The 25,957-nt window shown below is 72.5% G+C and carries 19 protein-coding genes; 10 read left to right on the top strand and 9 right to left on the bottom strand.

What is annotated here, in order from left to right; all coding sequences use genetic code 11:
- Window positions 1-247 precede the first annotated feature (247 nt).
- Window positions 248-1,330 (top strand): MerR family transcriptional regulator, encoded by a 1,083-nt coding sequence (locus ACFY16_RS31495; protein ID WP_390650600.1) that lies wholly within the window; start codon window positions 248-250, stop codon window positions 1,328-1,330.
- A 99-nt stretch (window positions 1,331-1,429) separates the two neighbouring features.
- Here the strand turns inward: ACFY16_RS31495 and ACFY16_RS31500 are convergent, their stop codons facing one another.
- A complete protein-coding gene (locus ACFY16_RS31500; protein WP_390650667.1) occupies window positions 1,430-2,911 on the bottom strand; it encodes an IS1182 family transposase in 1,482 nt (493 codons plus the stop codon).
- A gap of 107 nt (window positions 2,912-3,018) precedes the next feature.
- Here ACFY16_RS31500 and ACFY16_RS31505 point away from each other — a divergent pair, with 107 nt between their 5' ends.
- Window positions 3,019-3,876: a DUF1963 domain-containing protein gene (locus ACFY16_RS31505; protein ID WP_390650601.1), complete on the top strand. Its 858-nt coding sequence runs from the start codon at window positions 3,019-3,021 to the stop codon at window positions 3,874-3,876.
- A 300-nt stretch (window positions 3,877-4,176) separates the two neighbouring features.
- On the opposite strand, the gene ACFY16_RS31510 is transcribed toward ACFY16_RS31505, so the two are convergent.
- Both ACFY16_RS31510 and ACFY16_RS31515 read right to left on the bottom strand, forming a co-directional pair.
- The gene (locus ACFY16_RS31510) at window positions 4,177-4,506 is read right to left on the bottom strand and encodes a deoxyxylulose-5-phosphate synthase (RefSeq protein ID WP_390650602.1); all 330 of its coding nucleotides are present in this window, start codon (window positions 4,504-4,506) and stop codon (window positions 4,177-4,179) included.
- Window positions 4,507-4,676: 170 nt separating this feature from the next.
- Complete coding sequence (locus tag ACFY16_RS31515) at window positions 4,677-6,596, bottom strand: ABC transporter ATP-binding protein (RefSeq protein ID WP_390650668.1); 1,920 nt, start codon at window positions 6,594-6,596, stop codon at window positions 4,677-4,679.
- 171 nt (window positions 6,597-6,767) lie between these two features.
- Here ACFY16_RS31515 and ACFY16_RS31520 point away from each other — a divergent pair, with 171 nt between their 5' ends.
- Both ACFY16_RS31520 and ACFY16_RS31525 read left to right on the top strand, forming a co-directional pair.
- Window positions 6,768-7,700: a YbhN family protein gene (locus ACFY16_RS31520; protein ID WP_390650603.1), complete on the top strand. Its 933-nt coding sequence runs from the start codon at window positions 6,768-6,770 to the stop codon at window positions 7,698-7,700.
- A 298-nt stretch (window positions 7,701-7,998) separates the two neighbouring features.
- Complete coding sequence (locus tag ACFY16_RS31525) at window positions 7,999-8,763, top strand: crotonase/enoyl-CoA hydratase family protein (RefSeq protein WP_390650604.1); 765 nt, start codon at window positions 7,999-8,001, stop codon at window positions 8,761-8,763.
- 35 nt (window positions 8,764-8,798) lie between these two features.
- On the opposite strand, the gene ACFY16_RS31530 is transcribed toward ACFY16_RS31525, so the two are convergent.
- From ACFY16_RS31530 to ACFY16_RS31540, 3 genes are all read right to left on the bottom strand, one after another.
- Window positions 8,799-10,022 carry an NAD(P)/FAD-dependent oxidoreductase gene (locus tag ACFY16_RS31530; RefSeq protein ID WP_390650605.1) on the bottom strand — a complete coding sequence of 408 codons (1,224 nt, stop codon included), beginning with the start codon at window positions 10,020-10,022 and terminating at the stop codon, window positions 8,799-8,801.
- Window positions 10,019-11,422, bottom strand: coding sequence for an FAD-dependent oxidoreductase (locus ACFY16_RS31535; RefSeq protein ID WP_390650606.1), 1,404 nt, complete (start codon window positions 11,420-11,422; stop codon window positions 10,019-10,021). Before ACFY16_RS31535 ends, ACFY16_RS31530 begins: the two co-directional genes overlap by 4 nt.
- A gap of 106 nt (window positions 11,423-11,528) precedes the next feature.
- On the bottom strand, window positions 11,529-12,968 hold the full coding sequence (locus ACFY16_RS31540; protein WP_390650607.1) for an FGGY family carbohydrate kinase: 1,440 nt from the start codon (window positions 12,966-12,968) through the stop codon (window positions 11,529-11,531).
- A gap of 297 nt (window positions 12,969-13,265) precedes the next feature.
- Here ACFY16_RS31540 and ACFY16_RS31545 point away from each other — a divergent pair, with 297 nt between their 5' ends.
- From ACFY16_RS31545 to ACFY16_RS31565, 5 genes are all read left to right on the top strand, one after another.
- A complete protein-coding gene (locus tag ACFY16_RS31545) occupies window positions 13,266-14,249 on the top strand; it encodes a hypothetical protein (protein ID WP_390650608.1) in 984 nt (327 codons plus the stop codon).
- 39 nt (window positions 14,250-14,288) lie between these two features.
- Window positions 14,289-15,869 carry an amino acid permease gene (locus ACFY16_RS31550; RefSeq protein WP_390650609.1) on the top strand — a complete coding sequence of 527 codons (1,581 nt, stop codon included), beginning with the start codon at window positions 14,289-14,291 and terminating at the stop codon, window positions 15,867-15,869.
- A gap of 217 nt (window positions 15,870-16,086) precedes the next feature.
- Window positions 16,087-17,181 (top strand): mechanosensitive ion channel family protein, encoded by a 1,095-nt coding sequence (locus ACFY16_RS31555; protein ID WP_390650611.1) that lies wholly within the window; start codon window positions 16,087-16,089, stop codon window positions 17,179-17,181.
- Between the two features lie 217 nt (window positions 17,182-17,398).
- Entirely contained in the window at window positions 17,399-19,618 is a 2,220-nt protein-coding gene (locus ACFY16_RS31560) for an NADP-dependent isocitrate dehydrogenase (protein WP_390650612.1), read from the top strand.
- Between the two features lie 223 nt (window positions 19,619-19,841).
- On the top strand, window positions 19,842-20,639 hold the full coding sequence (locus ACFY16_RS31565) for an N-formylglutamate amidohydrolase (RefSeq protein WP_390650613.1): 798 nt from the start codon (window positions 19,842-19,844) through the stop codon (window positions 20,637-20,639).
- Between the two features lie 15 nt (window positions 20,640-20,654).
- On the opposite strand, the gene ACFY16_RS31570 is transcribed toward ACFY16_RS31565, so the two are convergent.
- The 3 genes from ACFY16_RS31570 to ACFY16_RS31580 are packed head-to-tail and all read right to left on the bottom strand — an operon-like array spanning window position 20,655 to window position 23,217.
- Window positions 20,655-21,137, bottom strand: a complete 483-nt coding sequence (locus tag ACFY16_RS31570; protein ID WP_390650614.1) for a hypothetical protein — start codon at window positions 21,135-21,137, stop codon at window positions 20,655-20,657.
- A gap of 5 nt (window positions 21,138-21,142) precedes the next feature.
- Window positions 21,143-21,781 (bottom strand): RNA polymerase sigma factor, encoded by a 639-nt coding sequence (locus ACFY16_RS31575; protein WP_390650615.1) that lies wholly within the window; start codon window positions 21,779-21,781, stop codon window positions 21,143-21,145.
- Window positions 21,778-23,217 carry a S8/S53 family peptidase gene (locus ACFY16_RS31580; RefSeq protein ID WP_390650616.1) on the bottom strand — a complete coding sequence of 480 codons (1,440 nt, stop codon included), beginning with the start codon at window positions 23,215-23,217 and terminating at the stop codon, window positions 21,778-21,780. Before ACFY16_RS31580 ends, ACFY16_RS31575 begins: the two co-directional genes overlap by 4 nt.
- Window positions 23,218-23,333: 116 nt before the next feature.
- Between ACFY16_RS31580 and ACFY16_RS31585 the strand changes: the two genes are divergently transcribed.
- A complete protein-coding gene (locus ACFY16_RS31585; protein WP_390650617.1) occupies window positions 23,334-25,937 on the top strand; it encodes a CHAT domain-containing protein in 2,604 nt (867 codons plus the stop codon).
- Window positions 25,938-25,957 lie beyond the last annotated feature (20 nt).

Below are 25,957 nucleotides of genomic sequence, written 5' to 3' on the forward strand. Positions count from 1 at the left end.
GAGCCTACGGACCACCACTGACACTCCGGAGAAAGTCGGGGAAAACCGGCCACCATGGGGGACGAATCCACTTGTTGCCCGATGTGACGATCGTCCGGCCGTGAAGAGTCGATCGTTGACCGAGCTCGTGAGCGAACGCGAGAGCGTGGGAAGCGCCTCGCCGTATTCTCGCTGTGCCGTGGCGGACATGGTCGAGGTTGACCCTCGACCATGTCGAGGGGCCAGAGTTCCGGGTGTGGAGAACGAGATGCGCAGCATTGGGGAGACGGCCCGGGACGGCGGACTGAGCGTGAGTGCGCTCCGTTTCTATGACCGGGCCGGTGTGCTGGTCCCCGCCTGGGTGGACCCGGTCAGCGGCTACCGCTGGTACGAGCCCGAGCAGCTCGAGGAGGTCCGGTTGCTGGCCCGTCTGCGCAGGGCAGGCATGCCCCTGGCGGACATTCGACTCGTCCTGGCCGGCTGGGCCGGCACGGACACGGACCTGGTGCGGGGTCTCCTCGAGGCGCACCTGCGCCGTCTCGAACTGGGGCTGTCCGATGCCCGCAGTGAGTTCTCCACGCTCCGAGCCCTACTCGACCACAGGGAGAACCCCATGGCCTCGCTCCACACCGCCACCACCCGGCTGTCCGTCCCCGCGGCGGAGCTGACCGCCGCGCTGGACGCGGTCCGTTTCGCTGCCGGTACCGACGCGGAGCTGCCGATGCTCGGCGGGATCCTGTTCGACATCGAGGGCGAAGGACTCCATGTCGTGGCCACCGACCGGTACCGGATGGCCGTCGCGCGGGCCCGTGCGACCGGGCACGGCGGCTCTCGCGTGCAGACCGTCGTGCCTCTTCCGCTCGCCGACGCGATGCGGGCCTTGCTGACCGGCGAGGAACCTGTCCGGCTCACGGTGGACGTCGACCGCGTCACGCTGGAGACCGGGGATCGGCAGACGGCCGGGCAGAGCCTCGGCCACGAGTTCCCCGACTACCGTCGCCTTGTCCGCCTCCCGGCCGGTCATCGGGCCCACATCGATACGGTGGCCTTCCGCAAGGCGCTGGAGACCGGTCCCGTCCGCGCGAGCGAGACGCGCAAGCAGGACGACGAGCCCCAGGACCTCAGCGTGCTCAGGGTGACGGAGAACGGGACCGTGATCGTGTGCGACGACGGTGACGACGACCAGAACAACGTCGCCGTCAACCGCGAGTTCCTGCTGCACGCGCTCGCCGCCGGAGCCCGGGACGAGTTGGTCCTGGAGCTGGGCGCTCCCACGGCACCGATCGCCGTCCGCCGCCCCGACGACGAGGACAGTTTCTCGATCCTGATGCCGGTCCGCCTGGAGAACTAGGAGCGTGGGTCAGTAATGGGCGATTGGCCGGTCGGTCGTGATCGGGGTGATTGATTGCGGTCGCCCGGTCGGGCGGCGGGGCCCGGCCTGCTGGGCTGGTCACCCGGTCAGTGCGGTGAGCCCCGCCGTGCCGGCGTGTCGGAAGATCTTGCGGAGGTTGTGGCAGGCGGCCAGCAGCCGCCACTCGCCCCGTGCCCCGTTCTCGCCCCGCAGGAGGAGCTGGCGGCCGTTCTGGCAGGTCATGATCTGGCCGAAGACGGGTTCGACGATGGCCTTGCGGCGGCTGTAGGCGGTCTTGCCGGGCTTGGTCCGCAGCTTGCGGGCCATGCGCTCCTTCAGGGTGGCGTCCTTGGGGATGCGTCCGCGGGGTGCGGGCGGGACCTGCTCGTCGTGCTTGAGTCGGCCGGTGGCCATGAACGTGTCGGTGCCGCAGGACAGTTGGCGCTCTTTGGCTGCTTCCAGGTTCGCCTCCGAGCAGTACCCGGCGTCGACCAGCGCCTGCCGGGGATGAGCGCCGGTGTTGTGCGCGGACTGGTCGAGCATCGTGGTGTAGTTCAGCGCGTCCGACGGGTTCGTCGTCACGTCGGCGGCGGTGATGACCTGGTGCTTGTCGTCCACGACGGCCTGGGCGCTGTAGGCCTGGATGTAGGCGCCGTCGCTGTTCTTCATGATCCGTGAGTCGGGGTCGGTGAAGTTGGCCTGCGCTTTGGGCTTGGGCCGGGCCTTCGCGGCGGCCTCGTCCCCGGCGTCGGTGACGGCCCGCTCGTCGCTGGTGCCGGCGCGTTCCTGCCGACGGCGCTCCTTCTCCTCCGCGTGGCGGCGCGCTTTCTCGGCGGCCTCGGCCTCGATCTGCGCGCGGGCGGCCTGCAGCCTGGCCAGGCGCTTCTCCCGGCGGTCCAGCTCGGCGGGCAGGTCGGTGTCCTTGCCGTCGACACCGAATGCCTCATCCTCGGCGGTGTCGGTGGCCTCGGCGTCGGCCAGCAGAGCGGCGGCCCTGGCCTCCAGTTCGGCAATCTCGGCCTCCACCTGCTCTTCCTTCGTTATCAGCCGGCCGTAGCTCATCGCCTTGTGCTTGGAGGCGCCTGCCTCCAGTTTCGTGCCGTCCAGGGCGACGCGGCCCAGCTTGACCATGCCGAGCCTCATGGCGAGGTGCAGCGACTGGGTGAACAGGTCGGCGAGTGCGTCCAGGTGGCGGCGGCGGAACCGGGCGATCGAGCGGAAGTCCGGGGCCTGGTCGGCGGCCAGGAACCGGAAGGCGACATCGTCGGCGCACTTGCGCTCGATCGCCCGGGCGGAGCGGACGCCGGTGGTGTAGCCGTAGATCAGCAGGCGCACCATCAGCCGCGGGTCGTAGGGCGGGTAGCCGCGCTTCTCGGTGTAGGCCGCCAGGACCGGACCGAGGTCGAGTACATCGTCGACCAGGTCGGCGACGAACCGGGCCAGGTGGTCCTCGGGCAGCCACTCGTCCAGCGACGGCGGCAGCAGCAGGACCTGGTGCGGGTCGAAGGCCCGGAACGTCTTGTCCGCCCCCGCCGGACGGCCCTGCGGTCGCTTCTTCTCGACCGGCTCGACCTCGAACAGCCCATCGCCACCACTCATACCGGCACCATCCCGCATGAATGATCACGAACCGCAGGCAGGTTGCCGGTCACTGAGACACGCTCCCATTGCCGGACTACCATGCCCGAATGCTCGATGAGCTTCGGGAGAAGTTGCGCCCCTTTTGTGTGAAGGCAGTTGAGGAGGGGATACCGGCCGAGGAGGTGGACCGGTGGATCGGCCAGGCCCGGCCTTGCGCGGTCCTTACATCCGGGGGGGACGGGCCGGTCGCAGGCCGGTTCGGCGGGCCGCTGCTGCTGCCCGCGGGGGTTCCGGATCCTGCGCACCCCTACGTGGCGTCCGTCGACCTTGCCGCGCTGCCGGAGGACTCGACGGACCTCCCCCTGCCACCCGCCGGGCGCTTGCTGCTCTTCGCCTCGCCCTGGTACATAAGCGACACCGCCAACCACGGCCAGGCCGTCTATGTCCCGGCCGGCACCCCCGTAGAGGAACGCGACAGGAACGCCTGGCATGACCACGGCATCGAGGGAGGCGCAGAAGCGCATGCCTTCCGTTCCCTCCCGCAGTGCGAGCTGAGAGTCAGGACTGAGCCGGACCTGCCGTACTACTACCTGCCCGATTGGTCCAGCAAGACACTCCCCGGGTTTCCGCACGCCTACGAGCTGACCGAGGTCTGGGGCAGCGCCAGGGACAGGCGGCCTTTCCAAGGGCATCAACTGCAGATCGGAGGATATCCAGACCAGGAAGACTCCGAGGTGGACCCGCTGAATGATCTCGCGTCCCGCGCGGTGCAGCAGGCAGAGCAAGGGTATTGGGGCGGTGGTGAGCCGGTCTCAGGCGCCGTCGAGGACTGGGTGCTGCTCGCCCACTGGGGCCCGTTGCTCCACTATCCGGAGGGCACGGACGTGCAATGGGGAATCCAGCGTGCTGACCTGGCGGCCCGCCGCTTCGACCGCACATTCACCACCGTCTACGGGAATCCCTGACCCGTTCAGCTGCACGAGTGGCCTTGGTCGGATCGAAGCCGTACCGGCGTCCGGAGGCCGCCACGACCTTGGCGACCCGGACGTCGAAGGCGTCAAGTTCTTCCGCCTCGGCCGCGCTGGCGACGAACGCACGCCGGTCGCATGGGACGCCTGGCCGCCCGACCGGGCGACCGGGCGACCGCAATCAATCACCCCGATCACGACCGACCGGCCAATCGCCCGTTACTGACCCACGCTCCTAGTCTGCGCAGGCCGGTTCGATCCTTGTCTCCATCCGCCTGTCCCGGCCCCGCGCCGGTGTCATGGCACCTCATGCCGTACGAGTGCCCTCGCGAAGGGCTCGCCGCTGCGGCGGGCGTACGTCATCCGCTCGCGGACCTCGCGCAGGGTGCGGGGGCGGTACCCGGGCCCGCCGCAGCAGCTCTTGTGGAAGCGGACGCCGGCGTGCAGCAGTACGGACAGCGTCCGCCAGGACGCGGTGTCCCGGCGGCGAGGCGCGGCGAAGGCGGAGCCCACGTGGATCAGCTGCTGCGCGCAGCGGGGGCAGGTCCGCTGCCTGTCCCGGTCGTAGGGCTGCTTGTACGAGGCCCGGCAGGGCAGGCAGACGTAGGAGGTCTTCGCGTGGGCCATGTCAGCAGGGTAGGCGCGGCCTGTGCGGAACTCGAAGGGATTTCGGCGCCGGTCCCGGCCGGGGGCGAGGCCGCCGACCCCGGTCGACGGCCGCCTCCGGGACATGCGTGCGGACGCCCGCCAAGGCACGGCGGGCGTCCTTTCTCCGACTACGCGGCACCCTCCTGCGACTACGCGACCGCCTCCCCCGTCGCCGCGATCTCCATCGCCGCGATCTCCGTCGCGCCGTCGCCGCCGCGCTGTGCGAACTGCGTGCGGTACAGCTCCGCGTAGCGGCCGTCGGCCGCCAAGAGTTCTTCGTGTGTGCCGCGTTCCACGATGTGACCGGACTCGATCACCAGGATCAGGTCCGCCGCACGTACGGTGGACAGACGGTGGGCGATCACGATCGCGGTGCGGTCCGCCAGGGCCTCGGTGAGCGCCTCCTGGACGGCAGCTTCCGAGGTGTTGTCGAGGTGGGCGGTGGCCTCGTCGAGGATGACGACGCGCTGGCGGGCCAGGAGCAGGCGGGCGATGGTCATGCGCTGGCGTTCGCCGCCGGAGAGGCGGTAGCCGCGTTCGCCGACGACCGTGTCGAGGCCGTCGGGCAGGGAGCGTACGAGGTCGTCGAGGCGGGCGCGGCGCAGGGCGTCCCACAGTTCGTCCTCGGTGGCGGTGGGGCGGGCCAGCAGGAGGTTGGCCCGGACCGAGTCGTGGAAGAGGTGGCCGTCCTGGGTGACCATGCCGAGGGTGCCGCGCAGGGAGGCGGCGCTGAGGTCGCGGACGTCGACGCCGCCGAGGCGTACGGCGCCCTCGTCGACGTCGTACAGGCGCGGGAGGAGTTGCGCGATCGTGGACTTGCCGGCGCCTGAGGAGCCGACGAGGGCGATCGTGTGGCCGGGTTCGGCGCGGAAGGAGACGCCGTGCAGGACCTCGGCGCCGCCGCGGGTGTCCAGGGACGCGACCTCCTCCAGGGAGGCGAGGGAGACCTTGTCGGCGGAGGGGTAGGCGAAGCGGACGTCGTCGAACTCGACGGCGACCGGGCCGTCGGGCACTTGGCGGGCGTCGGCCTTCTCCTCGATGAGCGGCTTGAGGTCGAGCACCTCGAAGACCCGCTCGAAGCTGACGAGCGCGCTCATCACCTCGACACGGGCCCCGGCGAGCGCCGTGAGCGGGGCGTAGAGGCGGGTCAGCAGCAGGGCCAGGGAGACGACCGCGCCCGGCTCCAGGGTGCCCCGCAGGGCGAACCAGCCGCCGAGGCCGTAGACGAGGGCCAGGGCGAGGGCCGAGACCAGCGTCAGGGCGGTCATGAACACCGACTGAGCCGTGGCCGTACGGACGCCGATGTCCCGGACGAGGCCGGCGCGGGCCGCGAACTCCTCGGACTCCTCCTCCGGACGCCCGAAGAGCTTGACGAGGGTGGCGCCGGGGGCGGAGAAGCGTTCGGTCATCCGGGTGCCCATGGCCGCGTTGAGCGCCGCCGCCTCCCGCTGCATGCGGGCCATGCGGCTGCCCATGCGCCGGGCGGGCACCACGAACACGGGGAGCAGCACGAGCGCGAGCAGGGTGATCTGCCAGGACAGGGTGAGCATCACGGCGAGGGTGAGCAGCAGCGTGACCAGGTTGCTGACCACTCCGGAGAGCGTGTTGCTGAACGCGCGCTGGGCGCCGATGACGTCGTTGTTGAGACGGGAGACGAGCGCTCCCGTACGAGTGCGTGTGAAGAACGCGACCGGCATCCGCTGCACATGATCGAACACAGCCGTCCGCAGATCGAGGATGAGCCCCTCGCCGAGCGTCGCCGACAGCCGTCTGCCGAGGATGCCGAGCGCCGCCTCCAGCACCGCGATGAGCGCGATGAGCAGGGCGAGCCGGACGACCGTGCCCTCGTCGCCCTTCGACACGATCGCGTCCACGACGCGTCCGGCCAGGACCGGTGTCGCCACGGCGAGCAGTGCGGTCACCATCCCGAGCAGGACGAACAGCGCGATGCGGCGGCGGTGCGGGCGGGCGAACGCGCCTATGCGGCGCAGTGTCGCGCGGGCGTAGGGGCGGCTTTCCTGCTGGGCGTGCATGACGCTGTACAACTGCGTCCAGGCGGTGGATTCCATGCTCATGAGAGAGAACTTAGAACCTCAAGCTTCGTTGAGGTCAATGTCCGGCCGACTTTTGCGCAGACGAAGGACCTGATGACCCTTCCTCCCCAGCCGCTTCCCGTCCGTAAGCCGCCGTCCCCGCTGCCGCAACCCGTCGTTGACGTGGTGCGGAAACCCTCTCCCGATGTGACACGTGTCCCGGTCCGCAAGCTCCTGTGCCTGCTCCCGCTCCTGCTCCTCACCGCGGTCGCGGTCCAGCACCGCTCGGTGCTCGCCGAGGGCTTCGGCCAGCTGCGGAGTGCCGAGTGGCCCTGGCTGCTGGCCGCGGCCGGTGCGACCTGTCTGACCTGGGTCGCCGCGGCCTTCACCCGGCAGGGGGCGGTCGTCGAGCGGCTGCCGAGACGGCGGCTGCTCGCGACCCAGTTCGCGGCCGGCGCGGCCAACCACCTGCTGCCCACCGGGCTGGGCGCGAGCGCCGTCAACCTGCGCTTCATGACGGTGTGCGGGGTGCCGCTGGCCCGCTCCTCGGCCGCCCTCGCGCTGTACATGCTCGCCGAGTGCGTGGGCCGGCTGGGCCTGCTGGCCGCTCTGCTCGTCGCGTTCCCGGACGCGCTGCGGATCGGCAGCCTGCTGCCGCAGGGGGCGCTCGGGCCGCTGTTGTACGCCGTCGGTGCGGCCGTGGGCGTGGCCGCGGTGGTGCTCACGGTCGTACGGCGGCTGCGTACGGTCGTGTGCTCCTTCCTGCGCACCGCGCTGGGTGAGGCGCGCTCGGTGCACGCCCGTCCGGCGCGGGCGTTCGCCCTGTGGGGCGGTTCGCTGGCGTTCCCCGCGCTCCAGGCCGCCGGTCTGGCGGCGGTGGGGCAGGCGCTGGGGCTGCCGGTGCCGCCCGCGCACATCGCGGTGGCGTATCTCGCGGCGACCGTCGCCGTGGCGCTGGTGCCCACGCCGGGCGGGCTCGGGTCGGTCGAGGCGGCCCTGGTCGTGGCGCTGGTGGCGGCGGGCGGTCCGGTGGCGGTGGCCACGGCGGTGGTTCTCGCGTACCGGATCATCACGGTGTGGCTGCCGTTGCTGCCGGGGGCGCTGACACTGGGGGCGCTGGTACGGCTGAAGGTGATCTGAACCTGGTGCCCGCGATGCGCCCGGCCGTCACCGGGGCAGGGGCTTGCCGTCCCGGAAGAAGTCTCCGCTCGGGCCGTCGCCGGGGAGCGTGGCCGCCCAGACGACACCCGCGGCGCCCACGGCACGGGCCGGCCGCCGGGGGCCATGTCCGTGTCGGTCCGGCCCGGACAGACGGCGTTGACTAGTACCCCGTGTTGGGTCGGCTCGCCGGCGAGGAGCCGGGTGAGGGCGTTGACATCAGGAGCTCCTGTGAGTAACTCGCCTTGAACGATCTTGTCACGCAGAAGGGGACTCCACCATGCAGATCCGGACAGAGCGCCAGGGACACGTCACCACCGTCGTCCTTTCCCGCCCCGAGGTCCGCAACGCCGTGGACGGCCCGACGGCCGCCGAACTCGCCACCGCGTTCCGGGAGTTCGAGGCGGACGACGAGGCGCGGGTGGCGGTGTTGTGGGGTGAGGGCGGTACGTTCTGCGCGGGTGCCGACCTCAAGGCGCTGGGCGGTGGGCGCGGCAACCGGGTCGCCGAGGTCGGCGACGGCCCGATGGGGCCGACCCGGATGCGGCTGTCCAAGCCGGTGATCGCCGCCGTCGCCGGGCACGCCGTGGCCGGGGGCCTGGAACTGGCCCTCTGGTGTGACCTGCGGGTCGCCGAGGAGGACGCGGTCTTCGGGGTGTTCTGCCGCCGCTGGGGGGTGCCCCTGATCGACGGCGGCACGGTACGCCTGCCCCGGCTGATCGGCACGAGCCGCGCCCTGGACATGATCCTCACGGGCCGCCCGGTCCCGGCCCGCGAGGCGTACGACATGGGGCTCGCGAACCGGGTGGTCCCCACCGGCACCGCCCGCGCCGAGGCCGAGGAGCTGGCCGCGACGATCGCCCGCTTCCCCCAGGCGTGCCTGCGCGGCGACCGGGCCTCCGTCCTCGACCAGGAGGGACTCGACGAGGCCGCGGCCATGCAGGGCGAACTCCGATACGGCGCCGCCGTGTTGGAGGAGGCGCTGGAGGGCGCGGCGCGGTTCGCCGGCGGTGCGGGACGGCACGGGTCGTTCGGCGACCTGTGAACCTGCGTGCGCCGCCGTGTGCCGCCGGCGCACGGTCAGGCGAGCGTCACCCGCACCGGGCCGCCCTTCGGATCGACCCGCCGGGCCCAGCCGGCGGTCAGGGTCAGAGTGCGGTTCGGCAGGGCCGTACGCGTGCGCAGGGGTTGGGCGTGCAGGAGGCGGTCGTTCTGGGTGACGTGCAGGACCGGGCGGGTGAGTACGGCCGAGGTGCGCAGGACGTACGGGGTGCGGTCGGCCGGGCCGACGCGGTTCGGGGCGATCCAGCGCAGCGGCGGGGCCACGAGCAGCGGGACGCCGTCGGGCCGGTCTCCTGTCTCCAGCCACCGCTGGATCGCGGTCGCCGCGTGCGCGCCCTCGCGGGCCGCCGTCGCCGCGCTCTCCACGGCGTGCAGCACGCTGCCGACGGCGAACACGCCGGGGCGCGAGGTGTGCAGCGTACCGTCGACGGCGGGACCGCGGGTGCCGGGGTCCAGCAGCAGTCCGCCGCGCCGGGCCAGTTCGTGGTCGGGGACGAAGTCGCCGGTGAAGACGACCGTGTCGCAGGCGAGTGTGGTCGTACGGCCGTCACGGTGGCGGACGCGGACGCCCGACAGGCGGCCGTGGCCGACGAGTTCGGTGACCGTGGTGTCGGTCAGCAGAGGAATGCGGTGCCGGAGCCGGGCGTCCAGGGCACGTGCCTCGCTCGTCTGGGCGCACGGCAGGTCGGTGAGCATCGCGACGACGGAGGCTCCGGCGGCCCGTACCGTCGCGGCGGCCGCGTAGGAGACGTCCTCGGCGCCCACCACCACCGCGCGCGTGCCGATGTGCTGCCGGTACAGGTGCACCGCCTGCTGCAGTTCGCCGGTGGTGTACACACCGGCCGGCCGGGTGCCCGGCACCAGCCGTGCGGCGCGCGGCCGTTCGCGGGCGCCGGTGGCCAGGACCACCGCGCGGGCGCTGATCGTCTCCGGGCCGCCGGGGCTGACGGTGCGCAGGGACAGCGGTCCGGCCCAGTCGAGGGCCGTCACGCCGGTGCGGACGGCGGCTCCGGCCCGTTCCGTCGCGGTGACCAGCAGACGGGCGTACTCGGGACCGGTCAGCGGGTGCAGCAGGGTGCCGTAGCCGCCGTGCGCGCAGTGGCGGGGCACTCCTCCGGCCTGCCGCTCCCGGTCCAGCACCTCGACCCGGCCCGCGCCCGCGGCGGCGAGGCGGGCGGCTGCCGCGAGTCCTGCGGGGCCGGCCCCGACGACGAGGACGTCGACCTGGCGTACGGCCGTCATGGCCGGACCTCCTCGAACAGCGCCCGTACCGCCGCCCCGCAGTAGAACCCCTGGCAGCGGCCCGCCCGGGCGCGGGTACGGCGGCGCAGTCCGTCGAGGGTGTGCGGGGGGATCGTGGCGGTGAGGGCGTCGCGGATCTCGCCGCGTGAGACGCGTTCGCAGTGGCAGACGAGGGTGCCGTACTCCGGGTCGGCGGCGATGAGTTCGGGCCGCTGGTAGGGCCGCGGGAACGCCTCGCCGAGGTTGGGCATGCGGACCGGCTCCAGGTCCCGCGCCGGGGCCGGGTCGAGTCCGTCGGCGGTGAGCAGTTCGACGACGTGCGCGGCGATGGCGAGGGACGCCGTCAGTCCGGTGGAACGGATGCCGCCGACGGTGACATACGCCTGCCCGGGGTGGACCCAGATGCGGTAGTCCTCGTGCTCGGTGGCGGCGCGCAGGCCCGCGTAGACGGCGGTGACCTCCTCCTCCGGCAGCTCCGGCAGGATGCGACGGCCCTTCTCGAGCAGTCGGGCGAGCCCTTCGGAGGTCGAACCGGTGGCCCGCTTGTCGTCCAGGTCCTCCGCCGTGGGGCCGAGGAGCACGTTGCCGTACACCGTGGGCGCGACCAGGACACCCTTGCCCAGTGCCGTGGGGACCGGCAGCAGGATGTGGCGGACGAGGTCGCGGGCGGCCTTGTCGAAGACGACGAGCTGGCCTCGGCGCGGGGTGACGGTGAAGTCGTGGTGGCCGAGGTGGCGGTCGAGGGTGTCGGAGTGCAGGCCGGCCGCGTTGACCAGCCGGCGGGCGCGCACCTCACCCCGGGTGGTGGTGAGGACGTGGGTGCCGTTGCTCCGACCCACTTGCTCCACACGGGAGTCGAGGTGCAGGTCGACCCCGTGCCGGACCGCCTGAGTGGCGTACGCCAGGGTCGTCGTCCAGGGGCAGATGATGCTCTCGCCGGGCACGTGCAGGGCGCCCAGCGCGCCGGGGCCGAGGTGCGGTTCGCGGTCGTACAGCTCGGCGGGGTCCAGCAGGCGGGCGGCGTGGTAGTCGTTGCGCTCGGCCTTGTGCGCGAGGCGGGGCAGGGCGGCGAGCTGTTCCTCGTCCCAGGCCACGAGGAGCGCCCCGACCGGTTCGACGGGGATGCCGGACTCGGCGGCGTACGCGGCCAGCAGCCGTGCGCCCTCGCGGACGAGGCGGCCCTCCAGGGAGCCGGGGACGGCGTCGAAACCGGTGTGCAGGATCGCGGTGTTGGCCTTGGAGGTGCCCTGTCCCACGTCGTCCTGAGCCTCGACGAGGGCGACGCGCAGCCCGGGGTGGCGGGCGAGTTCCCGGGCGATCGCACAGCCGACGACTCCGGCGCCGACGACCACCACGTCGTACGTCGTCGCAGGCAGCGCCCCTCGCACGGTGACCGTCATGCGAGCGCGCCGTCGAGGTGGGCGAGCACGGCGACGCGCGAGCCGGCGAGGCACTCGGCAGTCGCGTCGTACGCCGCCGCGGGCAGCGCGCCTCCCCCCGTGACCGTCATGCGGGCGCCCCGTCGAGGAGCGCGGTCACGGCGGTACGGAAGGAAGCGCGGCGTTCGGCCGCCTCGTCGGGCGTGATGCGCGGCTCGTACACGGCGGCGGGCTTCCAGTCCGGCAGGGCCTCGGCGACCGTCAGGCCGGAGCCGGCGCCGAGGCGGGCCAGGGTGCCCACGCCGAGGGCGGTCGCGTCGGGGAGCGGGGAGACCTCGACGGGGCGTTGCAGCAGGTCGGCCTGGGTCTGCATGAGAAGGGCCGAACGGGTCAGGCCGCCGTCGACGCGCAGTTCCGTGAGGGGGGCACCCTGGTCGGTCGCGGCGGCGTCGGCGAGTTCGGTGACCTGGGCGGCGAGGCCCTCGCACAGGGCGCGCACCACGTGCCCCGGGGAGGTGTCGAGGCCGAGTCCGGTGAGCGAGCCGCGCACGTCGCCGCGCCACCAGGGGGCGGCGAGGCCGGACAGCGCCGGTACGAAGGTGACGCCGCCGCTGTCGGGGACGGCGCCGCCCACGCGGTCGAGGTCGGCGGCGCCGGTGATGACGCCGAGGCCGGTGAGCCAGCGGACGGCGGAGGCGGCCGTGTAGACCTGGCCGTCGAGGCAGTAGCCGGTGCTTCCGGCCAGCCGCCAGGCGACGCAGCTGACCAGTCCGGAGGTGCCGCGCCTGGGGGTGTCGCCGGTGTGGGCGAGGAGGAACGCGCCGGTGCCGTAGGTGCACTTGGCGCCACCGGGCGCGGTGACGCGCTGGGCGAGCAGGGCCGCCTGCTGGTCGACGACGAGGCCGGTGAGCGGGATCTCGGGACCGAAGGCAGTGGTGGTGCCGACGGGGGTGGCGTTGTCGACGACGTCCGGGAGGTGTTCGCCGGACAGCCCGTACAGGTCGAGGGCGCGGGGCGACCAGGTGGCGTGGTCGAGGTCGAGGAGCTGGGTGCGGCCGGCGGTGGCGGCGTCGGTGACGTAGGCGCCGGTGAGGCGGTGGACGAGCCAGGCGTCGCTGGTGGTGACGACTCCCTCGGAGGTGAGGTGACGTCGTATCCAGGCCATTTTGGGGGCGGCGAAGTAAGGATCGAGGGGAAGGCCGGTGAGGTCGCGCAACTCGTCCGCGTGCGGGGTGAGTTCGGCGCAGACGCTCTCGGCTCGGCGGTCCTGCCAGACGAGCGCGTCGGTCAGCGGGCGGCCGCTCGCGGGGTCCCAGGCGAGCACGGTCTCACCCTGGTTGGCGAGGCCGAGTGCCGTGACGGGTTCACCCGCCTCGGCCAGGGCGCGCGTCCCTGCCTCGACCACCGAGCCGTAGAGCTCGTCAGGGTCGACCTCGACCAGACCGCCGGGCAGATGGCGGGGGTGCACGGCAGTGAACCCGGTGCCGATGACGCCGCGTTCGGGACAGATCACCAGCGCCTTGGTGCCGGACGTGCCCTGGTCGACGGCGAGCACCGGACCTGTCATCGCGCCCCTCCCCAAGTGATCCTGGTGATCACAGCCCGACAGCCTGCCGTCGCCGCGCGTACCGCGTCAAGCGACATCCGCCGCGGGTTCCGCCTCGCCGTTCACTGGCTGAGGGACAGTCAACTCGCCTCGTACATAACGAAGTTCGAGATGATCGGGAAAGCGTGGGTGATGCGGAACCGCCGCCTCTATAGTGACCGCCGTCCCGGCGTGATCTTCTCGACTGCCGCCCAGAGGAGGGCTGTTGTTACTCCACCCTGCCGTCCTGCCCTGCCCTCGTCCGGGGGCGCGCGGCTGATGGCCAGAGAAGGAGCCCGGCCCTCCTACGATCCCGCGGGCCACGACTCCGCGTTGCGCGCCGCCCTGCAGGAGCTGCGCACCGGGCGGTGGATGTCGATGCGCGGGCTGCTCGCCGAGACCACGGCATGGTGGCAGTGGACGCAGCGCACCCAGGTGCTGGCCACCGCGGCCGCCGGCACCGACGTGGTGCGCGCCTGGCTCGCCGAGGAGCCGTCCAGCGTGCCGGCCGCGGTGATGCACGCCAGGGTCGCCGTGGAACGGGCGCTGCGGGCGCACCGCGAGGGTCACCGACGCGCCCACGAGCTGTGGATCGAGGCCTGGGACGCCAGCCGGACCGCCGCCGGCTCCGCTCCGCAGGACCCCGTGCCATGGGTGTGCCTGCTGTCGCTCGCGCAGCTGGACCGGCGGCTGCTGTGGGACGAGCACCGGGTGGCGGCACCCGAGCCGACGCTGCCGCCGGGCCCGTGGGGCCTGCTCGCCGAGGCCGACCAACGCGACCCGTACAACCGCGAGGCCCATCACCGCATGCTGCAGTTCCTGTACACGCACGCGGCCTCGGAGCGGCTGGCCGAGGCGACCGGCTACGCCCACCGGACCGCCGACGCGGCACCGCCGGGCTCCCCGCTGCACCTCCTGCCGCTGTACGTCCGGGCCGAGCGCTACCGGCGCGGCGGCGGGCGCGACGCCGCCCTGGACCTGCACTGGGTGGCGGAGGACGCCACCCGTGAGGCAGAGCGGGCGCTGCTCTCCTGGTTCGAGGGGACCGACGCCGACGAGCGCTCCCCGCTGGACCTCAACCATCTGGCGCACGCCCTGTGGGGCGCGCTCCGGTTCCGGGACGCCGCCCGGGTGTTCGAGGCGCTCGGGCCGTACTACACGCCCGTGCCCTGGACGTACCGCACCGCGGACCGCGACCGGGCCGTGGAGGTCTTCCTCCAGGCCCGGGCGCGCTCCCGGGCCGCCGCGCACGACCCCGACTGACGCCCCCCAACCGCCCGTCTCTCCCTCCGGAGGTTCCCCATGTCCCGCACCTCTGATCCGTTCGATCCAGCCGATACATCCGATCCGTCGTATTCCCGAGAGGGCTCTCCGGGGAGTTCCCCGGACAGCCCGCGCGACGAGGAACAACGCCTGCGCGAGCTCGGCTACCGGCCGGTGCTCGCCCGCCGCATGGGCGGCTTCGGCAACTTCGCGATCAGCTTCTCGGTGATCTCGATCCTGTCCGGCTGCATGACCCTCTACGGCTTCGGCATGGGCGCCGGCGGTCCCGCCGTGATGCTGTGGGGCTGGGCCGGCGTCGGCCTGTTCGTGCTGTGCGTAGGGCTCGCGCTGGCCGAGGTCACCAGCGCGTATCCGACGTCCGGCGCCCTGTACTACATGGCCGACCGCCTCGGCGGCCGCCGCTGGGGCTGGTACACGGGCTGGCTGAATCTCCTCGGACTGCTCGGCGCGATCGCCGGCATCGACTACGGCGCCGCCCTGTTCGCCGGCGCCTTCGCCAACCTCCAGTGGGGCTTCGAACCGACGCCCGGCAAGACGATGCTGATCTTCGTCGCGATCCTGCTGCTGCACGCCGTGCTGAACCTGTTCGGCGTCCGGCTGGTCAGCGTGCTCAACTCGATCAGCGTCTGGTGGCACCTGGCCGGCGTCGCGGTCATAGTCGGCGCACTGGCGATCGTCCCCGACCACCACCAGTCGCCGTCCTTCGTGTTCACGAAGTTCGTCAATGACACCGGCTGGGACAACCCCGTGTACGTGGCCGCGGTCGGCCTGCTGCTCGCCCAGTACACCTTCTCCGGCTACGACGCCTCGGCCCACCTGTCGGAGGAGACCTCCAACGCCTCGGTGTCGGCGGCACGCGGCATCGTCCGCTCCATCTGGGTGTCGTGGATCGCGGGCTTCGTCCTGCTCGCCGGTCTCACCTTCGCCATCCAGGACTACGACGCCACCCGGGCCAGTGAGACCGGGGTGCCCCCCGCTCAGATCCTGCTCGACGGCCTGGGCACGGACGGCGCGAGCGCCCTGCTGATCGTCGTGATCATCGCCCAGTTGTTCTGTGGCAACGCCGAGGTCGCCGCGGCCAGCCGGATGGTGTTCGCGTTCAGCCGGGACAAGGCCCTGCCCGGGTCCGACCTCTGGCGCCGGGTCAGCAGCCGTACCCAGACCCCGGTGGCCGCCGTCTGGCTGTCGGTGGTGGTCGCCGGTCTTCTCGCGCTGCCGTCGCTGTACTCGGCGACCGCGTACGGCGCGGTCACGGCCATCAACGTCATCGGCATCACCCCCGCGTACGCCATTCCCGTCCTGCTGCGGCTGCGCGCGGGCGACCGTTTCCGGCCGGGGCCCTGGCACCTGGGCAAGTGGAGCAGGCCGATCGGCTGGATCGCGGTGGTGTGGGTGGCCTGTGTGACGGTGCTGTTCTGCCTGCCGCAGGCGTCGCCGGTGACGGTGGACACGATGAACTACGCGTCCCTGGCCCTCGTCGTCGTACTGGTCCTCGCCACGGTGTGGTGGTTCGTCGCCCGCCGTTCGTACGGGACGCCCACGACCGCCGCGTACGGCTCCGACCAGGAACAGGCCGAACTCGCCGAGGGAATCGTCTGAGACCGGTCCGCGAATGGCCTGAGCTGCGCGGTCTCCCGCCGGGCCCGGTACGAACTCCTGTGCCGGATACGGCAGGATGAGCGGTCGCGCCGCCCCCGAGCAGGGTGCGGCGGCGCGACCGCACATCCCGGAATCGAGCAGGTGACAACGTGACGAGACTTCACATCCGGCCGTACGCGGCGGCGCACGCCGCAGATCGACCCTCCGGAGGTGACAGGTGAACCGCGCGGTGACTCTCGACGACCTGATCCTCGCCGGAATCGCCCTGGCGGCGGGTCTGTTGGTGGCCTTCCTGTCGCGCACACTGCTGCGCTGGCTGGCCAAGCACGCCAAGCGCACCCGCTGGAGCGGCGACGACGTGGTCGTGGACGCCCTGCGGACCGTCGTCCCCTGGGCCGCGATCGCGGGCGGCGCGGCCACCGCGGGCGCGGTGCTGCCGCTCACCCGGTCGGTGCAGCGGCATGTCAACCAGTCCCTGACCGTGCTGCTCATCTTCGTCGTGACGCTGTCGGCGGCGCGGGTGATCGCCGGCCTGGTGCAGACGGTCACCCAGTCCCGCTCCGGCGTCGCCGGATCGGCCACGATCTTCGTCAACATCACCCGGGTGCTGGTGCTGGCGATCGGCTTCCTGGTGGTGCTCCAGACACTGGGCATCTCCATAGCGCCGCTGCTCACCGCCCTGGGCGTCGGCGGTCTGGCCGTCGCGCTCGCGTTGCAGGACACCCTGGCCAACCTCTTCGCCGGCATCCACATCCTCGCCTCCAAGACCGTCCAGCCCGGCGACTACATCCGGCTGAGCAGCGGCGAGGAGGGGTACGTCGTCGACATCAACTGGCGTCAGACGACCGTGCGCCAGCTCTCCAACAACCTGGTCGTCATCCCCAACGGGCAGCTGGCGAAGACGAACATGACCAACTACACGCGTCCCGAGCAGCAGCTGACCGTCCTGGTCCAGGTCGGCGTCGCCTACGACAGCGACCTCGAGCACGTCGAGCGGGTGACCACCGAGGTGGTCGCCGAGGTGATGACCGGGATCACCGGCGCCCTCCCGGACCACGAGCCGGCGGTGCGCTTCCACACCTTCGGCGACTCGCGCATCGGTTTCACCGTGATCCTGGGCGTGGGCGAGTTCAGCGACCAGTACCGGATCAAGCACGAGTTCATCAAGCGCCTGCACCAGCGCTACCGCCAGGAGGGCATCCGGATTCCGGCGCCGACGCGGACGGTGGCGTTGCAGCAGGGGTCGGTGGTGATTCCGCAGCAGCGCACCGCGGAGGAGACGGACGAGGTGGACCCCGTCCGTCTCGACTGAGCCCCGCCGGCTCGGGACCGTGCACGTTCGGTACAGGTGCCGGCCACTGAGGGTGGGCGCGGTCCCGGGAGCGCCTTCCCGGGACCGCGGGAAGCCGGGCCCGATTACATGCGCATGCCACCCTCATCGGCGATCCGCCCCGGACCCCTGTCGAGCCGAGGCCGCTCACGAGATATCTTGATGTCGAGCAATGTTGCAGACGTGGAGCGGAGCACCGGTGACTGACTCGACCATCATCTATACGCACACTGACGAGGCCCCGGCCCTGGCGACGTATTCCTTCCTGCCGGTGGTCCGGGCGTACGCCTCGCAGGCGGGTGTCGCCGTGGAGACGCGTGACATCTCGCTGGCCGGGCGGATCATCGCCGTGTTCCCGGAGTACCTGACCGAGGACCAGCGCATCCCGGACGCCCTGCACGAGCTGGGCGAGCTGGCGAAGACGCCCGAGGCCAACATCATCAAGCTGCCGAACATCTCGGCGTCGATCCCGCAGCTGAAGGCCGCGGTGGCCGAGCTCCAGGCGCAGGGCTACGCACTGCCCGACTACCCGGACGAGCCGAAGACCGACGAGGAGCGCGAGATCCGCGCCCGCTACGACAAGATCAAGGGTTCCGCGGTGAACCCGGTCCTGCGTGAGGGCAACTCGGACCGCCGCGCTCCCGCCTCGGTCAAGAACTACGCGAAGACCCACCCGCACCGCATGGGCGCCTGGACCTCCGAGTCCAAGACGAACGTCGCGACGATGGGCGTGGACGACTTCCGTTCCACCGAGAAGTCCGCGGTGATCTCCGAGGCCGGCTCGCTCCGTATCGAGCTGAAGGGCGACGACGGCTCCACCACCGTCCTGCGCGAGTCCGTACCGGTCCTCGCGGGCGAGGTCGTCGACGCCTCCGTGATGCGCGTCGCCGCGCTGCGCGAGTTCCTCACCGCGCAGGTCGCCCGCGCCAAGGAGGAGGGCGTCCTCTTCTCCGTGCACCTCAAGGCCACGATGATGAAGGTCTCCGACCCGATCGTCTTCGGCCACGTGGTGCGCGCCTTCTTCCCGAAGACGTTCGCCAAGTACGGCGAGGTGTTCGCCGCCGCCGGTCTGACGCCGAACGACGGTCTCGGTGGCATCTACAAGGGCCTGGAGTCCCTGCCGGAGGGCGCCGAGATCAAGGCCTCCTTCGACGCCGAGCTCGCCGAGGGCCCGGCCCTGGCGATGGTCGACTCCGACAAGGGCATCACCAACCTGCACGTCCCGTCGGACGTCATCGTCGACGCCTCCATGCCGGCGATGATCCGCACCTCCGGCCACATGTGGGGCCCGGACGGCCAGGAGGCCGACACCCTCGCGGTCCTGCCCGACAGCAGCTACTCGGGTGTCTACCAGGCCGTCATCGAGGACTGCCGCGCCAACGGCGCCTACGACCCGTCGACCATGGGCTCCGTCCCGAACGTCGGCCTCATGGCGCAGAAGGCCGAGGAGTACGGCAGCCACGACAAGACCTTCGAGATCCCGACCACGGGTACCGTCCGCCTCGTCGACCAGGCCGGCAACGTCGTCCTGGAGCAGACCGTCTCCGCCGGCGACATCTTCCGCGCCTGCCAGACGAAGGACGACCCGATCCGGGACTGGGTGAAGCTGGCCGTCACCCGCGCCCGCGCCACCGGTGACCCGGCCGTGTTCTGGCTGGACGAGACCCGCGCCCACGACGCGAACCTGATCGCCAAGGTCAACGCGTACCTGCCGGAGCACGACACCGAGGGCCTGGACATCCGGATCCTCAACCCGGTCGAGGCGACCAAGCTGTCGGTCGAGCGCATCCGCCGCGGCGAGAACACCATCTCCGTCACCGGCAACGTGCTGCGCGACTACCTGACCGACCTGTTCCCGATCCTGGAGCTGGGCACCAGCGCCAAGATGCTGTCGGTCGTCCCGCTGATGGCGGGCGGCGGCCTGTTCGAGACGGGCGCCGGCGGTTCCGCGCCGAAGCACGTCCAGCAGCTGGTCAAGGAGAACTACCTGCGCTGGGACTCCCTGGGTGAGTTCTTCGCCCTGGTGCCGTCCCTCGAGCAGTACGCGAAGACCACGGACAACGCCCGCGCCCAGGTCCTCGCCGACACCCTCGACCGCGCCACGGCGACCTTCCTCAACGAGGACAAGTCCCCGACCCGTCGCGTCGGCGGCATCGACAACCGCGGCAGCCACTTCTACCTGTCCCTGTACTGGGCGCAGGAGCTGGCCGCGCAGACCGACGACGCCGACCTGGCCAAGGCCTTCGCCGCGCTCGCCGAGACCCTCGCCGCGAACGAGCAGCGCATCGTCGACGAGCTGATCGCCGCCCAGGGCAAGCCGGCCGACATCGGCGGCTACTACCAGCCCGACCCGGCCAAGGCCGCCGCGGTCATGCGCCCGTCCACCACCTGGAACGAGGCGCTCGCGTCCCTGAGCTGACGCCCCGGGCCCGAGGCCCACTGTTCCTGACCGCGCCCCGGCCGGCATCCTGCCCGGCCGGGGCGCAGTCGTGTCCGCCCACGGCGCGGACACCGTTCGGGAACGCTCGATGTCATCGGTGACGTGGCGCCGGCCGAGCGCGCCTCCGAATGAGCTCCCCGGCATTCGATGTGGCACCTTGATCGTGCACCTTGCCACTGACGACACCCCCCGGAGCCGCCGCATGACCCCTGCCGCACCGTCCTTCGAGCTGCTGTCCGGGGCCGGCGACTCGCCGGTGATCCTGCACGTGCCGCACTCCGCACGCGCGATACCGCCCGCGGTGCGGGCGGGGATCGTGCTCGACGACGCGGCGCTGGAACAGGAGCTGGACCACATCACCGACGCGCACACCGCGGAGCTCGCCGCCGAGGCGGCGAAGCTCTCGGGCGTCGCGCCCTGGCAGTTCGTCAACCGCCTCTCCCGGCTGGTGATCGACCCGGAGCGCTTCCCGGACGAGCGGGAGGAGATGCTCGCCGTGGGGATGGGCGCGGTGTACACGCGGACCACGCACCGGGATGTGCTGCGGGCCGAGGACGTCGACCCGAAACCGTTGATCGAGCGGTACTTCCACCCGTACGCGCGCGCCATGACGGAGGCGGTGGCGGGGCGGCTGGCCGTGACGGGGCGGGCTGTGATCATCGACGTGCACTCGTACCCGACCGAGCGGCTCCCCTACGAGCTGCACGGCGAGGGCCCGCGGCCCCCGGTCTGCCTGGGCACCGACCCCTTCCACACGCCGCCCGGCCTGCTGGCGGCGGCGCGGGAGGCGTTCTCGGGGTGCGGGGAGACGGGGCTCGACAGCCCGTTCGGCGGTGCGTACGTGCCGCTGGAGTTCTACGGCGAGGACGCACGGGTGAGTGCCCTCATGGTGGAGATCCGCAGGGACACGTACATGGCCGAGCCGGGCGGCCCGGCGGGGGCGGGGCTGACCCCGCTCGCCTCCGCGCTGGCCGCCCTCGTCGACGCCGTCCCGCACTGACCGGCGGGCCGTGGCTCAGGCGCGCAGCCACTCCGTGACGACCACCTCGCCGCCGGTCCGCAGCCGCAGCGCGAAAGGGCCGGCGGGAGGCGCGTCGCAGGCGAAGCGGCCCAGGTCGTCCGTGGTGAGCGGGGCGGTCGGCTGCGGGCCGTTGAGCACCTCGATCCGGGCCGCCTGCGGCGGCAGCACCTGCCCGAGCAGGCCCTCGGACGTCACCTCCACGTCGACGGTCAGCTCACCCGTGCGGAAGGTCAGCATGCGGGGCGGGTCCATCGCTCCTCTGACCGGGATGGCGTCGACCAGCGAGTCGAAGGTCAGCTCGGCGATGCGGGCGTCGAGGTCGTGCAGCGCGTACGCCTCCACGGCGATCCGGCACAGCTCGGCCGGCACCGGGTCCAGGATGGCGGCGGCCTCACGGAGTTCCTCCTCCAGGCGATCGCAGTCGAACCCGTCGTCCCACGCGTCCTCGTCGACTCCGTCGAAGACGTCGTCGTTCATGTCGTTCACAGTGCTCCCCGTGCGTCGAGTCGGGCCCGCAGGCGGCGCAGACAGCGCTGGCGCAGCGGTCCGATGCTGCCGACGGCGATGCCCAGTGCCGCGGACACCTCCTGATAGCTGGGCGGCTGCGCGGCCATCAGGACCCGCAGCAACTGCCTGCAGCGTTCGCCGAGTTCCTCGAACTCCTGCCACAGATGCCGGACGCGCTCGCTCTCGGCGGCGGCCTCCTCCGAGTCGAGCACCGACTGCTCCGGCGTCCGGTCCTCGCTGACCCGGTCGAGCAGTTGCGGATCGTCGGTCGGCATCAGCCGCCGTGAGCTCTTGAGCACCTTCAGGCACTCGTGGCGCGCGGTGCTCGCGAGCCACGAACCGGCCTTGTGCGGCTCGCGGATCCGCCCCAGGTTCTGGGCGAAACGGAACCAGGCGGTCTGGTACACCTCGTGCCCGTCGGCGTCGGAGAGCCGGTGGGCGCGCACCACGGACCACACCAGTGGGCTCAGCCCTTCCACGAGCGCCTTCCAGGCCGCCGCGTCACCGTCGACGGCGGACTGGACGAGCGCGCCGACATCTGTACGGTCCACGGCCCCACCCCTCGTGTACGGCAAGTCATCGTACGCCGTGGAAGGGGCACCTCCGGCCGTCATGCCGGAGGAGCGAGCTGCACGACCGGCACCGGGTGCCACGTGGGCGGCCGGAGCGCCGGTACGTGCGCCCCGCGCACCTCCGCGAACTCGGTGTTCGTCGCGAGCAGTTGCTGCCGGGCCGCGCGCGGGTCGGACTCCTTGTGCGCGGTCATGTACGAGGCGATCAGACCGGCGGCGACCGGGGTGGCGAAGGAGGTGCCGCTCCAGTGTGCGAACCCCTCGAACATCACCTGGTCGGGCTTGCCCGAGTTGGTGGTCTCCCGTCCCTCGCTCAGCGCACCGGTGTGCCGGGGCGACTGGCAGGTGCAGACGTAGGTGAAGCCGTACCGGCAGGCGTCGTACGTGGAGTGCTGGTACACGTACGGGACCGGCGCGTCGAAGCCGGTGAGGGAGCTGGTGAGGCGCTCGCCGGGGGCGTAGACCTGCACCCAGGAGCCGTGATTGCTGAAGCAGGCGCCGAACTCGCCGTCGCCGCGCAGCGCTCCGACCGACAGCACGGTGTTCTCGTACTCGGGCAGGGCGGCGTAGGCGGCGGGCCAGAAGGGGGTGGCGCTGGCGTTGTTGCCGGCCGCCGCGACCAACAGGGTGCGCTGTCCGCGGAGTTCCCGCATGAAGGCGTCCACACCGAGCAGACCGTCGGTGCGGCCGTTGGAGGTGCCGGCGGAGAGGCTGATGATGTCGGGCCAGCCGTCGCGGTCGACGGCCGCGAAGAGCGCCTCGCCGAAGTCGGACTCCAGGATGGCGCCCGCGTCGTTGAGCGTGTTGCGGACGGTCACGTCGGTGTTGGGCGCGACGGCGGCGACGAGTCCGGCGATGAACGTGCCGTGGCCGACGTACTGCTGGAGGATGCCCTGGTCGTCGGTCTCCTGGAGCTGGGCGTCGCCGTCGGTGTGGGCGAGCAGCGGGTAGGAGCGGTAGTCGCGCATCAGGCCGGTGTCGATCACCAGGACGCCGACGGCGGTGCCCTGGTCGTACGCCGTCTCGGCCGCCGCGGGGTTGGGCGCCTGGGTGAGCGGTGCGGGCACGGGCTCGTCGCCGGGGCAGGCGTTGACGGCGATGGACACCACGTGGTTGCGGCTGACCAGGCGGCGGCCCGCGCGACCCTCCGCCTCCCTGAGGGCACGCAGGGCGCCCGCGACGGCGCGGTCGCCCCGCCGGTCGCCGTGTCCGGGGTCGCCGACCTGGATGCGGGTGATGCCGGAGCGGTTGGTCTCCGGGCCCGCGCGGCGCACATGGTCGGCGACCAGGCCGGTGGTGTCGGTGAAGTGCGTACGCACGGTGTCCTCGACGACCCGTGCCTCCTCGCCGTCGCGGGCGAGCACGACGCCCTTCTCGTAGATGAACTCGGCCGAGTCGTCCGGCCCCATCGCGAGGGCGACGTCGGGAAGCGAGCGCTGGATCTGGTCGAACTGTTCGTGGAATCGCTGAGGTGCCATGCGTGTCCTCCCACTGAGGCGGTGGTCGTCAATCAGAGCCGCCGGAAAGCCGATTGATACAGCGACAAACCCGCGTGACATGGTTCCGGAAGCCCGGGAGCACTACCATCCGTCAAGTGACAGCGGGAAGCGACTCGGTTCTCGAACTGCTGCCGATGGTGTTCGCCGCTCCCAACGACGCGCTGGCGAGGGCGGAGGGTGTGCTCGGCACCGACCCACCGCCGTTGCACGCCTCCGTCGCCCACCAGGTGATCGGCATCTGGCAGCGGGACTGGGGCGACATGCGGACCGCCCTGCGGCACCTTCGGCGTGCCCGGGACCTGGCGGCGCGCGCGGAGTCGGCCGAGCGGGAGGCCGACGTACTGGGCACGCTCGGCGTGGCCCTCGTGCACGCCGGCCGCACCCGGCAGGGCCTGGCCGCCTTCGAGCGGGGTGTGGGGCGCGGCACCGGACACACCCGTGCGCGCGTGCTGTACCGGCGGGCCTACTCCTGGTGGGTACTGGGTCACCATCGTGAGGCACTGGAGGACGTACGCCGGGCGATCCCGGTGCTACGGCAGGCCGATGACGTGATCTGGACGGCCCGGGCGCTGACGCTGCGCGCGACCGTGCATCTGGCCCTCGGCGCGGTGGACCGGGCGGACGCCGACTTCACCTCGGCGGAGGCGCTGTGGGACACCACCGGCCAGGAACACGACAAGGCCGACGCCGTGGAGAGCCGGGGCCTGGCCGCGTTCCGCTCCGGTGACGTCCCGGCGGCACTGCGGCTGCTGGACGAGGCCGAGGAGCGGTACGCCAAGCTCGGCACACCGACGTTCATGCTCAACATCCGGCGCTGTGAGGTGCTGATGGCCGCGGGGCTCGCGCCGGAGGCGCTGGCGGAGGCGGACGCGGCGATCGGGGTGCTCGACGGGATCGGCGGGCAGTCCACCCGCAAGGCGGAGCTGCTGCTCGGCGCCGCGCGTGCCGCCCGGCGGTCGGGCGACCCGCACACCGCGATAGCCCGCGCGGACCTGGCCGTAAGGCTGTTCGCCGCGCAGCGCCGCGGCTGGTGGGAGACGCACGCCCGGCTGGTGCTGATCGAGGCGCGGGTGGCCGCCGGGCGCGGCTCGGGGCGGCTGGTCGCGGACGCGGCGGCGGTGGCGGAACGGCTGGCCTCGTTCGGCGCGCCGGCCGCGCCGGAGGCGTCGCTGCTCGCGGGGCGGATCGCGCTCGGCCTCGGCTGGACCGCGGACGCCGAGCGGCATCTGGCCGTCGCCGCGCGCAGCCGGCACAGCGGGCCGCCGCTGGCGCGGATGACGGGCTGGGCCGCTCAGGCGCTGAGCGCCCGGGCCGCCGGCTCCGGCCGGGGCGTACTGGAGGCCTGCCGGCGCGGGCTGGACGTGCTCGACGACCACCGGATGACGCTGGGGGCCTCGGAGCTGCGCGCCCGCGCCACCGAGCAGGGCGCGGAGCTGGCGGCGCTGGCCCAGCAGGCGAGTCTGGCCCGGGGCGGGCCGCGACGGCTGCTGGAGTGGAGCGAACGCTGGCGGGCCACCGTCCTGTCGGCGCCCCCGACTCGGCCGCCCGCCGACCCGGCGCTGCTGAGCGGGATGACCGCCTTCCGTGAGATCGCTGCGCGGGCGGAGGAGGCGCGCAGGGACGGCCGTCCGATCCCCGCCCTGGAGCGGGAACAGCGGCGCCTGGAGCGGGAGGTCCGCTCCCGGACCCTGCACATCCGCGGTGACGATCCAGGCGGCGGCGACCGGTTCGACGCGGGCCGGCTGCTGGAGCGGCTGGGCGACGGGCGGCTGCTCGAACTCGCCGTGGTGGACGGGCGGGTGCACGTGCTGCTGTGCGGTCGGGGCCGGGTACGGCGCTACGAGGCCGGGCTGCTCGTGGAGGCGGAGCGGGAGGCCGAGCACATCCAGGCGGGGCTGCGACGGCTGGCGCACCCCGGGGCGGAGAGCCGGCTGCCGGTGGTGGAGGCGGCCGGCGCCCGGCTGGAGGAGCTGCTGTTCGGGCCTGCGGCCTCGGAGCTGGGTGGCGGGCCGGTCGTGGTCGTACCGCCGGGGCGGCTGCACCGGGTGCCGTGGGCGCTGCTGCCCTCGCTGCGGGAGAGGGTGCTGAGCGTGTCGCCGTCGGCGAGCAGCTGGCTGCGCGCCCGGGAGACCGAGCCGCCGCCCGGTGGGCGCCATGTGCTGGTCCGGGGGCCGGGGTTGGCCACGGGGGGTGCGGAGGTGCCCGACCTGGCCGACCGGTACGGCACGCCGACGGTCCTGGAGCACGCCGACGCGCGCGTGCCGCGGGTCCTGGAGGAGCTCGACGGCGCGGCGCTGGCCCACATCGCGGCGCACGGCACCTTCCGCGCGGACAGCCCTCTGTTCTCGTCGCTGCGGATGGCCGACGGCCCGCTCATCGTGCACGACTTCGAACGCCTGGACCGCAGCCCGTACCGGATCATCCTCTCCAGTTGCGACACCGCCCGGCTCGCCTCGGTCGGCGCCGACGAGCTCCTCGGCCTGGTCACCGCGCTGCTGCCGCTGGGCACGGCCGGGGTGGTGGCGAGCAGCGCACCCGTCAACGACGCCGCGGTGGTGCCGCTGATGCTCGCGCTGCACAAGGGGCTGAGCGCGGGCCTGTCGCTGGCCGAGGCCCTGCGCGACGCCCGCGCGGCCCTGCCGGGCGATGCGGTGCACCAGGCGACGGGGTGGGCGTTCACGGCGTTCGGGGCGGCCTGAAAGCCGGGATCGACCGGGGC

This window comes from Streptomyces sp. NPDC001315 (genome assembly GCF_042896175.1).
GTDB lineage: Bacteria > Actinomycetota > Actinomycetes > Streptomycetales > Streptomycetaceae > Streptomyces.